Source organism: Acinetobacter sp. SAAs474, from assembly GCF_032823475.1.
Lineage (GTDB): Bacteria > Pseudomonadota > Gammaproteobacteria > Pseudomonadales > Moraxellaceae > Acinetobacter.
Genome location: NZ_CP127915.1, coordinates 1,400,625 through 1,414,431 on the forward strand (window position 1 = coordinate 1,400,625; position 13,807 = coordinate 1,414,431).

Below are 13,807 nucleotides of genomic sequence, written 5' to 3' on the forward strand. Positions count from 1 at the left end.
TCTGAGGTAGTTTTAGTGTCTTCTACAGATTTTGAACTAGATGATAGCTACGGTGATGATGATGTTAATTTTGATGAAGCATCAAGTAAAATTAGTGCGAAAGAGTCATTAGAAAAACGTCGCCTAATTGATGATTTATTGGCACAACGTCGTTTGGAACGTGAGCTTAAAGATTTTGACTACGATTTTGATGATGACTTTGATGACGAAGATTAACTAAAAATTTCGGCAAAACATGGCAGCATGGTATGCTTATATTTTCGTATCTAAGTTTGGATTTTAAATGAGTGCTTTAGATTTAGACCTGTTAAGTGAATATCTAGATGGTGACCAAAACGAGTACGGTCTAGATTTTGCAGCGACTCATGGTTTTTTATGTGCAATTGCTGTTGGACCAAAATTTGACAAATGGTTAGAAGAACTATTTGAAGCAAATCACAACAAGATACCTGCTGAAATTATTGGCCAAATTAAAATCTGGTTAGACAGTATTCGCCAAAATTTAGCCAATGAAGAAGGCATTGAGTTTCCTTTTGAAATCGAGGAAGCAGATGTTGACTCAAGTCTAGGTGATTGGAGTGTGGGTTTTGTTGATGCCATGTTCCTTAATGAGGAAGCATGGTTTGCTGCTGAGTTTGAAGAGCAATTAGTTGATTTAACCTTGCCAATTATGATCTTTAGTGGTGTCGATGAAGAGGATCCACAGATGGAAACTTTCCGTCGCAACGGTCAATTAATGGATGAGCTTGCAGAAGAAATTCCAGATAACCTCAATGAACTTTATTTGATGTATCACACACCAAACTAACATTATGCAATGATTTGATTTTAAAAGCATCTCTACGGAGGTGCTTTTTTTTATGGGTAAAAGCTACGTTTAAAAAGTGGATGATTCAAATAAGTGTCTAATGATGATATCAAAAGCAGCAAGACTTTAATCCAATAATCGTTTATAACAAAACTGTGCATACCATCCATAGGCAATCGAGAAAATTGCCCCATGAACTGCAATAATAAAGAGCATGATAACTGCTGAAATAGCAATACCGGCTTGATCAGCTGAGGCTAAAATTGCATCTGCGCGAGGATTCATTAATACCAAGAAGAATACAAAAAAACTGCCAATGACGATCGCTACAGCACTAGATCCCCATACTAGCTGTACTTTTTCATCACTGAAAGGGAGGCGTTGTTCGCGTCGTACAAAATGACGTGCAGCAATAAAGGCAGCGGCAATTAATGCGGGAATAACACTTATCCCACCGAGCTGAAAACCAAAAATAAGTACCGTAATAACCAATAAAAGTGCAAGACAATAAACAGCAGCAAAATATTTTAAATAATGTGTCATACGACCCTCGATCGTCAAGGATAAAGCGTTATAGTAGTTGTGCAATTTTAATTGATTGATCGCTACATTTCGAGAGTACTCGTAATCACGACATAATGCCAATATTTCAAAAGCATTTTGTCTTTAAATTGTAGGTGAGCTTGTAGCATAAGCAGAGTTTTGTTGCTATAAATCAAGCGGATTAATCTTGATGTGCTTTTTGTTTATATTTTCGATAAAGTAGCCAACTGATCACGATTGCGGTAATGAGCAGAATAACATAGCCCGCTTGACTAAAAATTTGCTGCATTAAGGCTTGATTCTCTCCAAAATAATAACCAATACATGCTAAAAAAGTGGTCCAAATGATGGTCCCTAAGCCACTAAATAGCATGAATTTCCAAAATGGCATATGGCTCATTCCTGCTGGAATGCTAATGAGAGAACGAATCGCGGGAATCATTCGACCAAAAAATACAATGCGGTGACCATAGCGTTCAAACCATGTTAATGCTTTTTGTACATCGCTTACATTGATGCCTAAATATTTTCCGTAGCGCTGTACACAGGCAAAGATATGTTGATGTTTAAACTTATAGCCGACCCAATACAATACAGCTGCAGCAAGCAGAGAGCCAATGCTACCAAAAACAATGACACCCAATAAAATGAGCTCTCCCTGAGAAGCTGCATAACCTGCTGAGGGCATGATAATTTCTGAGGGAAGTGGAGGGAAAACATTATCGAGGAACATCAGTAATGCGATTCCCGCATAACCCAATTGTTCCATAATTGAAATGACCCATTGTTGTAGATTCATAATCAACACATCATTATTTCGCTATTCAAAACTGATCTATTCTAAATAGCATAAATGACAAAAAAATGAATAGTGACTCAAACAATTAAACTGATTGAGTGGATGTGATGGTGATTTTTTTTGTATGGTTGTAAAGTTGATTTAGCAAATACAACTTACATCATCATGATTTTTGAGCTAAAGCTTGAGACTTGATCGAGAAACTCAACTGCCTCTTGTTAATATCAGGCAGTTGAGTGTTGTGATTTTAAAGACGTTTACGTTTTGCTGCGACAATTTGCGATTGACGCATACGGAAACCTTCTTTTTGTTTTTCAGTGGTTTTATCAATACAATATTTACAAGATACACCATGTTCATAGCTTGCTAAAGCCACTTCTTCTGGCAATAGTGGCCAACCACAGGCATGACATTTGGTATTTTGGCCTTCTTGCATACCATGTGTTACTGCCGTACGACCATCAAATACAAAACATTCGCCTTCCCACATGCTTTCTTCAGCAGGTGTTTCTTCAAGATATTTTAAGATGCCACCTTTGAGATGATATACCTCATTAAAGCCTTCTTGTAGGAGTAAAGAGGTTGACTTTTCACAGCGAATACCGCCAGTACAGAACATCGCAATTTTTTTATCTTTATGTGCTGCTAGATTGTTTTTAACATATTCTGGAAATTCACGGAAGGTTTCGGTCTGTGGATCAATCGCGCCTTTAAATGTCCCTGCTTTATATTCATAATCATTTCGGGTATCAATTAAGATCACATCATCACGTGCAATCAGTTCATTCCATTCTTGAGGATTCAGATAATGCCCAACCAAGTCACGTGGTTTTACCTCTACGCCCAGAGTGACAATTTCATTTTTTAGTTTGATTTTCATTTTACGAAATGGTTTATCTGCGCTATGAGATTCTTTATATTCCATCGCATTAAAACCTTCGTTCAGCAAAAATTGATAAATGGTATCAATTGCGACACGATCACCTGCAACCGTTCCATTAATGCCTTCACCTGCCACAATTAGAGTTCCACAGAGATTGACCGTTTTGACCAGATCTAAAAGGCGCTGTTGAAGATCTGCAGGATCTTGGACCTCTTTGAATTGATAAAGTGCGGCAACAACCCAACCAGTCGTCGCTTGCTGTTCTACAGGTGCAAGCTGTTCTACAGTAGCGTTCATGGAAAACTCCAAATTGTGTAAGTTTCGAAAAGGGCGATATTTTAACGTGTATCTGGCGAATAAGCGAGTCATTGCTGTGTAATAAAATTGCTTCTCATCATACAATAGAGCAGGTATATTCAGCTAAAATTGAATGCTGTCAAGATATAAAGCTTAGAGGAATGCGTTTTGAGTAATGATGGTCGACTGACTGCGTTAACGCCATGTGCTGGGCGTTGTTCAACCGTTTTTGGCGATGCGGTATGCCGAGGATGTAGACGTTTTAATCATGAAGTGATTTACTGGAATACCTATAGTGCAGAACAGCAAACAGCAGTCTGGTTACGTTTAGATGTGCAGTTAGATCAGATCTTAATCCCCATGTTACCTCATGCGAATTTGGATCAGGTGGAACGGTTCATTGATGAAAAGCGTGTACGCTGGCGTCAAGATGCTTCAAGCGGACGTAAACTCTATCATGCCTTAAAATTATGTCAGAAAAATAAAAATTTTCTGGCGCAGAGTGGTTTGGCGATTGAGGTTGCCGATCTTCAACCGCTTTGGCAGACTTTTGAACAACGTATTTTAGCGTTAGCTATAGCCAGCTACGATCTGGCATTTTTACGTGCTGATCGTATGCATCTGGACCGTGACGATATTTAGCTTTCAATCCGTGGATTTGAGCCTTGTTGTTGCAGTCTTTCAATAATGTCATGGAGTGACTTGATACGTTTGACTTCATCCCATAAACATTTGGCTTCAGGGTAATGTTTAGACATCATGCCTAACCATTGTTTATAGCGACCAACCATGTTCATTTCTTTTTGATAGTGGCCATTTAAAAAGCGAAGTTGTAATTGTGTTAAATCATGCCAGTCGAGTAATGGTGTATCTTGGTCTTGACGAATACATTGTGTTAAATCGGGAGTTGTGACCGCCCCACGGCCAATCATTAAATCACGGCATCCAGACTCAATTTGACATTGCTTGGCATCTGCATTGCTCCAAATTTCACCATTTGCAATCACATTAATCTTTAGTGCTTCACGAATGGGTGCCAATAGTGTCCAAAAAGCAGGTGGGGTATAGCCATCTGCTTTGGTACGTGCATGTACGGTCACCCATGCTGCACCAGCATCTTCAATTGCATAAGCATTATCGAGTGTAAAATTTCGATCCATATAACCCAAGCGCATTTTGGCAGAGACTGGAATATGTGTGGGAACAGCATCACGCACCGCTTTGACCAGTGTATAGACGGTTTCAGGTTCATCGAGCAGAATGGATCCCCCCCGATGACGATTGACCGTTTTTGCTGGACAGCCAAAATTCATATCAATGGCAGGTGCACCGAGTTCAACTGCCCGTACCGCATTTGCAGCAAGCATTTCAGGATTATTACCTAAAAACTGGACATGGACGGGGGTCCCGGCTGCAGTTTTTCCTGCATGACGTAATTCTGGACAGTAACGTTCATAAATATGTTCAGGTAACACACTGTCAGTGACACGAATAAACTCTGTTACACACCAGTCGAAGTTTCCTACAGATGTTAATACATCACGCATAATTGGGTCTGTTAAGCCTTCCATGGGTGCAAGTACAAGTTTCAACGGGTAAATACCTGAACAATAAAAAAGGCTGTTATACGGTTTTTTAGATCACTTGTCTAGCATTGCGTCAGATTCATGTCTTTCAGCTAGCAGGGTTGAATCAATCAGGTGATTGATCTGTTGTGCAGTGGCTTGACCCGCTAAATATGCACCATGCACTGTACCAGCATAATCTTCACTACAGTGTTCACCTGTAAAAAATAAGCGTTGTTGCAGTGGGGTATTGAGCTGCTGTATGAGTCTTCGATGGTGTTGTGGGGCGGGATAACTAAATGAGCCTTTGCTCAAGGGATCAGCTCCCCAACGTGTGACGATCATTTGAGTTGGTTGCTGGGAAAAATCCACAGATTGTTGTAGTGCTGCTGCAAGCCATTGCAAGATGGCATCATCATCATGATGATCAATCCATTCAGCACGTTGTCCACCAAATAACAGTAAATAAGTAGGTTGATGATAGCTATCAGAAAGGTCTAAAACATTGATCCACTGCTGCTTTGCCCAGAAAAAATGACTGATTGTCTGGTGGTTGCTATCATTTTTAAAAACTAAAGGAGATTTAAAGCTTAAATAAACTTTATTAAATGAGCCATAACCCAGTTTTTGGATGGCATCCAAATAACCCTGAGGGAGGTTAGGGTTAAAGTCAATGTCCTGTTGTTTAAGAATACCCAATGGTGCTGCAATAATTACTTTAGCAGCAAAATAAGATTGCTGATTTTGATCTGTGATTTGAATATGCTGATCGTGTAATGTAATAGACTGCACGGTTACATTGGTACGGATATCTAATCCTGTACTGAGTGGGGTAATGAGCTGTTGATAGCCTTGAGGGAAAATGACTTCATCACCAGAAAAATAGCCTTCATATTGGTGAAAATATGTAGAAAGTTGTGTCAGTTCTGTTGCGAAAGGATCATTGGCATAGTATTGAAAATATGCATTTAATAAGGTGGTTAATTGTTGCGCTGGAAAAGGTGATGAGTGATCAGTAACATGACTGAGAATTTCTGCAATTGCATCTGCTGCAATAGGGTGGGAAGAATAGCTTAATTGTTGCATGATTTGACTGATACAATGTTCAAAGTAATCTTGCTCAGTTTGAGAAAAACATTCCCCATTAGCATGATAAAATTGACTGACATCATAATTAAAAACTTGTGTATCAATATGATATTGCTGAGTAATTTTCCAAATCGGATTCTGTTCAATGCCATGAATCCAAGAAGCACCTAAGTCATAATAAAAATTTTTTGCATCCATCGTATGTATTCGGCCACCAATACGATCTCTGGCTTCGAGGATAATACTTTGAAGTCCATTTTGTTGTAATTGATTGGCACAGGCCAGACCGGCAATACCTGCACCAATAATATAAATAGGTAAATGCTGTGATGCTGTATTTAGTGACATGATTTTATGAATAGTCGTTGCTGTGAGGGGGGTGAGGCTAAAACAGTACCTAAATTTATTTAGATACTGTTGTTTAAGATCAAAATACAGTTAAGGCTGAATAGGGTACAACTCAGTAAGTTCTTTGTATACTGGTGCCTCTTGGCCGTCTTTTAAGATATATCGAGAAATTACACCATGATTGGTATAAATCTGCATAGAGATTGTATGTGAACCTTTGAACTGCTCCATTAAATGCCTTGGAATTTGAATGCTATTATTAGAACGATAAACGCGTCCTACAAAATCAATTTTTGTTGCATCTAAAACATTAAATGCAATATTGGTTTTACCGTTACTAAAAGCAACTTTTTCAATTTCATATTTGTTTTGCGCACTATTTAGGCTGATTCGCACTTTTAAAAGATCTTTATTCGATTCATTCCAGCTTACTGTAACAATTGGACAAAGTTCATTTTCTTGGCAAATCAATAAACCAAATGTGCCAATATTGCTTGGGTTTGAAGGTGGCGTTGAGGCACAGCCTGTAATCAATAAACCACTAAGTGCTAAAAAGAGTAGTTTTTGTTTCATGAATATATTTCTCAAATCTTAATGAAATTATGATGTTCCTAAAAAGGTAAATGGTTTTGCCTCTTTAAATGAAGCATTGGCTTTACCTGAGTAAATCGTAGATTGATCAGGGCCTAAATCTAACTTTTTAGTTTTACCATCATTAAAATTAATTTCTTTTAAATCAACCCAAAAGATATTGGGTGATACTGCTGATTCAAAGAAGTATAAGCTATTTTTATGATCTACAACGCTACGCCAGCGAGTGGATGAAATATTAGGCTCTTCTTCTGTATTAAGACCATAAGGAACAGATACATTACGAATGACACTAAATACACTGGCTAAGGTATTTTGGGTAGTGCCTTTTTGTGGTACAGCATTAATATAGAAGGATGCACGGGCAAAACGATCAGAGGCACGATTGGTTCCTGGTAACATTACTGTACCACCAATTTGTTGCCAGTATGAGTTTAAAGCCAATTGTTTATCAAAGGTCGGAGAGTTGGTCATCACTTGATATTTACGACTATGATGAATGACTTGCTTGCCACCAATATATTCAACAATAGCACTATCACCTGTCGCATCAGAAATCGATAAATGTAGTGTGGCCAATCTTTGCTCACCCGGAACACTGTCTGTAACAATGGTAAAAGGTTCTTTTTGTAGAGCTTTAACTGCTTCATCTACAGTGGCAAAGTTATCCAGTACATATTGTGCCCATAATGAAATACTCATTGGTGGTTTTTTTGCTGTTTTAATATTTGGATATTCAGATTCAACCAGCCAAAGTAAATTCGCCACTAAGCCCTTTTCATTGATACCATCTGTGGTGGAAATATCATAACCTGTTGCAATTAGACTGCCATATTTTGATGTCCATTCAATTGATTTTGGACCAGCCATACCATTTCGTTTGACTTTGTTGGGCAGGATCCATAAATTGGTTTTTACATCAGATTTCCAATCCATAGAACGTGCAGTCATAATATTGTTATTTTCACCGAGATAAACCACACGGGTGCAGGCCATTGCAACATCTGCTGCGAGTAACAGTGCTGCTGCACAGAATGCTTTTTTAAATTTATGTTTCATATTTATTTATCCTAGAATTAGAAAATGGGTAAATTAATACCAATCACCGGACCACGTTCACTAATTTTCCAATGGAAACCATTAGATTCATAATCTTGTTTTAAATAGCGATAACCGACTCTCAGATTAAAGTCTCGATTAAAGCCTGGGATTCGATAGCCAACATAAAAATGTGCAGCGATGGTATCTTTGACGCCAATAGTGACTTGTGATGCTAAATTCCATGGTGAGTCAAAGTTAGATCTCAAACGTGTGCCCCAGAAAAATTCATTCCAATGTATTTCAGCTTGTTTTGTGTTACCGAGTGCAGCAAGGGTTGCATTTGCTTCAGTATGGTGTATGCCGATAGTGGGTTCAATAATCAGTGATGAATATTGATTTTGCAGCTTATTGGGGGATTTATAGGCCTGATAATAAACGCCATAGCTACTTTGATCGAGTTTGGTTTTGATCGCCAGTGGAACGTTAAAAACTTGTTCTGCTGTTGAGGTTTTTACTAACTGTTTGTCAAAATAGATCCCCCAATCCCCTTTATTGATATCAATATAGGTCATATAGGCTTGATCAAGGTGTTTTAGAGTTTCATTAAAAGATTGATCTACGTTGTATTTAATATTTTGATCATGCAATGTGCCATTGATATCCGCAGCAAAAACATAGATGGTTGCATTGATTTTTGGCGTGCCTGCAAATGAGTCAGTAAAACTATTGGCAAAAATAGATGGACTGACAAGGCCAAGTGCAAAAAAATAACAATATTTTTTAATCATAGTTTCTCTCTCTTTTGCTTATTTTATCACTGTTTACTTTGATCAGATGTGATATTTGTCAACAAATACAGTGGCTGAATGTTATGAAATTGTAGTGAAAAACAATCCCGATTGATGTGGCTTAACGTGATGGAAAAATATCTTATTGCAGATTGAAATAAGACGCATTGTTAATAGTTACAAATTTTAAAAACTTCAATATAGGCTTAAAAGATTAAAACTAGGAATCATTTTTTTAATACAAGCACTTATTTTATAAGCGGAAAATATTTTAAAGATAACTGCAAATGCGTGTGTTTATCATTTATTTTTTTTAAAATCATAAACTTAGCTGATATTTATTTTGCATTTATAATCTGGTTTAGCCATAATATTGAAAAAGGTATGGAGATTTAAAATGCGTGGCAATCCAGAAGTCATAGACTATCTTAATATGTTAATTGGTGGCGAATTGGCAGCTCGTGATCAATACCTAATACATTCTCGTATGTATGAAGACTGGGGATTAAGTAAAATATTTGAACGTATCGATCATGAAATGCAGGAGGAAGCACAGCATGCAGATGCTCTGATTCGCCGTGTTTTATTCCTAGAAGGTACACCTAATATGCAACGTGATGCTGTCGATATGGGCAGTGATGTCGTTAGTTGCTTAAAGGCAGATTTAAAACTGGAATATCATGTACGTGAAAAACTAGCACAAGGTGTTAAATTGGCTGAAGAAAAAGGTGACTATGTCACACGTGATATATTACGCCAGCAAATGTCAGATACCGAAGAAGACCATACCTATTGGTTAGAAAAACAATTACGTTTAATTGAGTTGGTTGGGCTGCAAAATTATATTCAATCACAGATGTGATATTGATTTAGTATTTCAATTGATACATGTGGGTATGCCAATTCATTTATGGATTGGCATTTTTTTATCCAAGATTTGAGTCGTATTTTTTTAATCACATTGAGCCTAAAACCTCGTCTTTTAAGACGGCAATATAAGCGAGTGGCGTTAAGCCATACGACACACTATGACGCATAGCCTCGACTTACAACGCTATGCGTATTTTCTTTGTACTATAATTAAGCTATGAAAACTCTTAAAATCCGCATAAAAGACCAACACGTTAAGGCACTTAATCAATTAGCGTCAGAGGTTAATTTTGTCTGGAATTATGTAAATAATTTGAGTTTTAAGCATTTAAAAAGAAAAAGTGAGTTTCTTTCTGCATACGATATTGCTAAGTACACAAAAGGCACATCAAAAGAATGCAATCTTCATAGTCAAACAGTGCAAGCTGTTACAGAAGAATTAGTTATACGCCGTAAACAATTTAAAAAAGCTAAATTAAATTGGCGTGTTAGTAATAAAAAATCGGCTAGACGTTCTTTAGAATGGATACCTTTTAAAAAGTCCGCTATTCGATATGCCGATGGTTTTATTCAATATGATAAAACTCAATTCAAATTATGGGATAGCTACGGATTAAGTAAGTACATAGTTAAAACTGGATCGTTTGTAGAAGATAGCCGTGGGCATTGGTACGTGTGTTTAGTTGTTGAATCCGTCAAACAACAAACACAAGCGAAACAAGCCATAGGGATTGATTTAGGCTTAAAAGACGTTGCTACATGCTCGGACGGTACGATAATTAGTAATCCTAAATATTATCGCCAATATGAGCAAAAACTAGGGATTGCACAACGGGCAAAGAATAAATGCCGTGTACGTGCGATACATGCAAAGATTAAAAACAGCCGTCAAGATTACTTGCATAAGGCAAGCACTAAGCTTGTTAAAGAAAATGCAATGATTGTTGTTGGTAATTTGAGTGCTAAAAAACTTGTAAAAACTAAAATGGCAAAATCCGTATTAGATACAAGTTTTTCAGGATTTAAAACAATGCTCAAGTATAAATGCGAGAACGCCCTTGCGTAGCAGTGCTACTTGTATCTTGATTGATATAGTGATTAGCTACCATTATACGCAAATTGTAGAGTTTGGAGTGCTGCTAAAATCTTAAATTTGAACCTGAGATAAAACCTACAATTTGCCCTTATCCCTCATACAACTCTGAACGGTAACTAAGCACTTTGATGCTGTATTCACAAGGTAAGATGATGGTTAATGGGATAAAAATCATAGCTTAAACTCAAGGAATATCACTATGATTATGCTAGGTATTGATGTCAGTAAAACCAAAATAGATTGTTGCATTTTCCCTCAAGGTTTGACTGGAAAAAGAAAAAATAAAATATTTACTAATACAGAAAGTGGCTTTGGCAGTCTGCTCAAATGGCTCATCACTCTTAAAATTGAACCTGATCAAGTGACAGCAATCATGGAAGCGACTTCGGTTTATCATGAGAATTTGGGATATTATCTATATGATGCAGGTGTAAAGGTTTGTGTGGCTAATCCTTCACGAGTAAGAGCCTTTGCCAAAGGCATGTCCATGCTAAATAAAACGGATAAAGCTGATAGTGAAGCTCTTTCACGTTATGGTTACACCGCAAAGTTAATCATATGGCAGCCTGAACCTGAAAATGTCAGATTATTAAAAGCTTTACTAGGCAGACGAGATGTCTATCTAGGTAGTCTATTGCAGGAAAAGAATCGACTTGAAAAGGCGCAGTCCACTCATACCTCCGTTGTTGTGATTAAATTATTTGAAGAGAATATTGAGTATTTAAATCAGCAACTTGAACATATTGATAAGTTAATAAATAATCACATAGATCAAGATCCAACATTGAAACAGGATTTGAAATTACTGCAAACTATTCCTTCAATCGGTGAACGATCAGGCTTATTACTGTTGGGGTTATTTCATTCGCACAAGTTTGAAAAAGCAAGTCAAGCTGCTGCATATGTAGGTTTGGTTCCAGTACATCAGTTGTCTGGCAGTTCAGTCAACAAGCAAAGTCACTTATCAAAAGCAGGTGACAGTAAAATACGCTCAGTATTGTATATGTCGGCATTAACAGCGATTAAATATAATCCACACATTGAAGCTTTATATCAACGATTATTAAGCCAGGGTAAAAATAAAATGTGTGCTTTAGGTGCTGCAATGCGCAAGCTTATACATCTGTGTTATGGCGTTTTAAAACATCAGACTGCCTATCAAAGAGATTATTTAGTGGTCGAATAATCTCAAAACCTGATTGACTACCAAGACGGTATCTCATGTTTGAAGAAGTAAACGAAAGTTTCACAACCCAGATGTGTTCGTGCTGTCAGAAAATATCTGGCAATAGTCCGAAAGGTAGGGCGGATCTTGGAATAAGCGTATGGAAATGTGAATGTGGAAGTTTAAATCAACGTGATTTAAACTCCGCAAAAAACATACTTCTTACGAAACAGTGTTTCTCAGGACATGAGCGTCTAGCAGTAGGAATCTCCGCCCTTTAGGTCGGAGAGGATGTCAAAGTCCAGCTTTCCAGCCATTCATGATTGGATAGCGACGTTCACGAGAAAAAGCGCGTGAGCTAATACGAGGACCAATCGCACCTTGACGACGTTTATATTCATTGCGATCAACCAAAGTAATCACTTTTTCAACGATTTCTTGATTAAACCCTTTGGCAATAATATCGTCTTGACTTAAATCCTCTTCAATATAGGCATAAAGAATTGCGTCAAGAACATCATAGCTTGGTAGTGAGTCTTGATCTTTTTGATCAGGACGAAGTTCTGCAGAAGGTGGACGTGTAATAACACGTTCAGGAATCACCGGTGTTTCGGCAATACTATTGCGGTATTTTGCCAATTCAAATACGATGGTTTTATATACGTCTTTTAATACCGCAAAGCCGCCCACCATATCACCGTATAAGGTACAGTATCCTACCGCCAATTCAGATTTATTACCGGTCGATAATACCAGATTGCCAAATTTATTGGATAAGCCCATCAGTAATGTACCGCGTGAACGCGCTTGTAGATTTTCTTCAGTCGTATCTGTTGGCGAATTACCAAAAAATGGATAAAGTGTTTGCATAAAGCTATTTACAATTGGATTGATTTCAGCAATCCCAAAGGTAATTCCCATACTTTTTGCTTGTGCAGCAGCATCTTCAATACTGATTTGTGCTGTATAGGTATAAGGCATCATAACTGCCTGAACTTTCTCTGCACCAATGGCATCGACTGCAATAGCGAGGGTTAGTGCTGAATCTATTCCACCTGATAACCCTAAAATAACACCAGGAAAGCCTGAGCGATGAACATAATCACGGGTTGCCATAACCAAGCCCTGATAAATTTCAGCCATGGTATCTAATGTTGGTGCAATTTCGCCTATTTTATAAGCTTTTTTCTGTTGATCAAATTCTGCGATTAGCAATTTTTCTTGATAGCTTGGCGCTTGTACAGCAATAGTGCCATCTTTATTAATGACAAAACTGGTACCATCAAAAATTAAATCATCTTGGCCACCGACTTGGTTAACATAAACTAAGTTTAAATTCAGCTGTTTTGCCAATTCTGACATTGTGATCATGCGATGTTGTGGTTTGCCAACTTCATAAGGTGATGCATTTAAAATCAGTACCGTTTCAACATTCAATTGAGATAATTGTTGAACGGTATGAATCGTCCAAGCATCTTCACAAATCAATACGCCAAATTTATGACCTAAATATTCAAATACCAGATGTTGATGGCCTAGATTAAAATAGCGTTTTTCATCAAAAACACCATAATTAGGTAGATTTTGTTTATTGTAGATTCCTAAAATTTCACCATCTTTCATGACGGCAGCAGCATTGTAACGTTGACCATCCTCGGTTTGGTTAACAAAACCAAAAACCATTACAATGTCTTTAACTTGACTTAATTGCTCAAATGCAGCTTCACTACGTTTCGTTAAACTTGGGCGTAACAGAAGATCTTCAGCAGGGTAGCCGATAATCGAAAGTTCAGGAAATACAATAATGTCCGCATGTTGCTTTTTTGCTTCGATTGTTTGTTCAATCATGCGCTGAACATTGGTCTCAATATTGCCGACATGTGGAGATAGTTGTGCTAAGGCAATGTTTAAAGATTTCATTTAA

14 protein-coding genes and 2 pseudogenes are annotated in these 13,807 nt (G+C 37.5%); 7 read left to right on the forward strand and 9 right to left on the reverse strand.

The features are described 5' to 3' along the window. Positions 1-15: 15 nt before the first annotated feature. Together QSG86_RS07615 and QSG86_RS07620 are read left to right on the forward strand one after the other, a co-directional pair. Positions 16-216: a PA3496 family putative envelope integrity protein gene (locus QSG86_RS07615; protein WP_317030935.1), complete on the forward strand. Its 201-nt coding sequence runs from the start codon at positions 16-18 to the stop codon at positions 214-216. A gap of 67 nt (positions 217-283) precedes the next feature. Further along, positions 284-808, forward strand: coding sequence for a YecA family protein (locus QSG86_RS07620; protein ID WP_317030936.1), 525 nt, complete (start codon positions 284-286; stop codon positions 806-808). Between the two features lie 126 nt (positions 809-934). On the opposite strand, the gene QSG86_RS07625 is transcribed toward QSG86_RS07620, so the two are convergent. From QSG86_RS07625 to QSG86_RS07635, 3 genes are all read right to left on the reverse strand, one after another. Continuing rightward, entirely contained in the window at positions 935-1,351 is a 417-nt protein-coding gene (locus QSG86_RS07625; protein WP_317030937.1) for an ABZJ_00895 family protein, read from the reverse strand. A gap of 181 nt (positions 1,352-1,532) precedes the next feature. Continuing rightward, the gene (locus tag QSG86_RS07630) at positions 1,533-2,150 is read right to left on the reverse strand and encodes a DedA family protein (RefSeq protein WP_317030938.1); all 618 of its coding nucleotides are present in this window, start codon (positions 2,148-2,150) and stop codon (positions 1,533-1,535) included. Between the two features lie 247 nt (positions 2,151-2,397). Then, positions 2,398-3,330, reverse strand: coding sequence for a rhodanese-related sulfurtransferase (locus QSG86_RS07635; RefSeq protein ID WP_317030939.1), 933 nt, complete (start codon positions 3,328-3,330; stop codon positions 2,398-2,400). A gap of 168 nt (positions 3,331-3,498) precedes the next feature. On the opposite strand from QSG86_RS07635, the gene QSG86_RS07640 reads away from it, so the two are divergent. Next, the gene (locus QSG86_RS07640) at positions 3,499-3,972 is read left to right on the forward strand and encodes a DUF1289 domain-containing protein (RefSeq protein WP_317030940.1); all 474 of its coding nucleotides are present in this window, start codon (positions 3,499-3,501) and stop codon (positions 3,970-3,972) included. On the opposite strand, the gene QSG86_RS07645 is transcribed toward QSG86_RS07640, so the two are convergent. From QSG86_RS07645 to QSG86_RS07665, 5 genes are all read right to left on the reverse strand, one after another. Beyond that, positions 3,969-4,922, reverse strand: coding sequence for a tRNA dihydrouridine synthase (locus QSG86_RS07645; protein ID WP_317030941.1), 954 nt, complete (start codon positions 4,920-4,922; stop codon positions 3,969-3,971). The genes QSG86_RS07640 and QSG86_RS07645 overlap by 4 nt on opposite strands. 48 nt (positions 4,923-4,970) lie before the next feature. Then, a complete protein-coding gene (locus QSG86_RS07650) occupies positions 4,971-6,332 on the reverse strand; it encodes an NAD(P)/FAD-dependent oxidoreductase (protein ID WP_317030942.1) in 1,362 nt (453 codons plus the stop codon). 90 nt (positions 6,333-6,422) lie between these two features. After that, positions 6,423-6,905, reverse strand: coding sequence for a hypothetical protein (locus tag QSG86_RS07655; protein WP_317030943.1), 483 nt, complete (start codon positions 6,903-6,905; stop codon positions 6,423-6,425). Positions 6,906-6,932: 27 nt separating this feature from the next. Next, positions 6,933-7,982, reverse strand: a complete 1,050-nt coding sequence (locus QSG86_RS07660; protein ID WP_317030944.1) for a linear amide C-N hydrolase — start codon at positions 7,980-7,982, stop codon at positions 6,933-6,935. 17 nt (positions 7,983-7,999) lie between these two features. Then, on the reverse strand, positions 8,000-8,752 hold the full coding sequence (locus QSG86_RS07665) for a hypothetical protein (protein WP_317030945.1): 753 nt from the start codon (positions 8,750-8,752) through the stop codon (positions 8,000-8,002). Positions 8,753-9,149: 397 nt separating this feature from the next. On the opposite strand from QSG86_RS07665, the gene bfr reads away from it, so the two are divergent. From bfr to QSG86_RS07685, 4 genes and pseudogenes are all read left to right on the forward strand, one after another. Further along, a complete protein-coding gene (bfr, locus tag QSG86_RS07670) occupies positions 9,150-9,614 on the forward strand; it encodes a bacterioferritin (RefSeq protein ID WP_317030946.1) in 465 nt (154 codons plus the stop codon). 225 nt (positions 9,615-9,839) lie between these two features. Next, positions 9,840-10,679 (forward strand): annotated as a pseudogene (locus QSG86_RS07675) (RNA-guided endonuclease InsQ/TnpB family protein); the annotation flags it as partial. 238 nt (positions 10,680-10,917) lie between these two features. Next, on the forward strand, positions 10,918-11,904 hold the full coding sequence (locus tag QSG86_RS07680; RefSeq protein WP_317030947.1) for an IS110 family transposase: 987 nt from the start codon (positions 10,918-10,920) through the stop codon (positions 11,902-11,904). 32 nt (positions 11,905-11,936) lie between these two features. Next, positions 11,937-12,164 (forward strand): annotated as a pseudogene (locus tag QSG86_RS07685) (zinc ribbon domain-containing protein); the annotation flags it as partial. 13 nt (positions 12,165-12,177) lie between these two features. Here the strand turns inward: QSG86_RS07685 and QSG86_RS07690 are convergent. Further along, entirely contained in the window at positions 12,178-13,803 is a 1,626-nt protein-coding gene (locus tag QSG86_RS07690; protein ID WP_317030948.1) for an NAD+ synthase, read from the reverse strand. Positions 13,804-13,807: the final 4 nt, after the last annotated feature.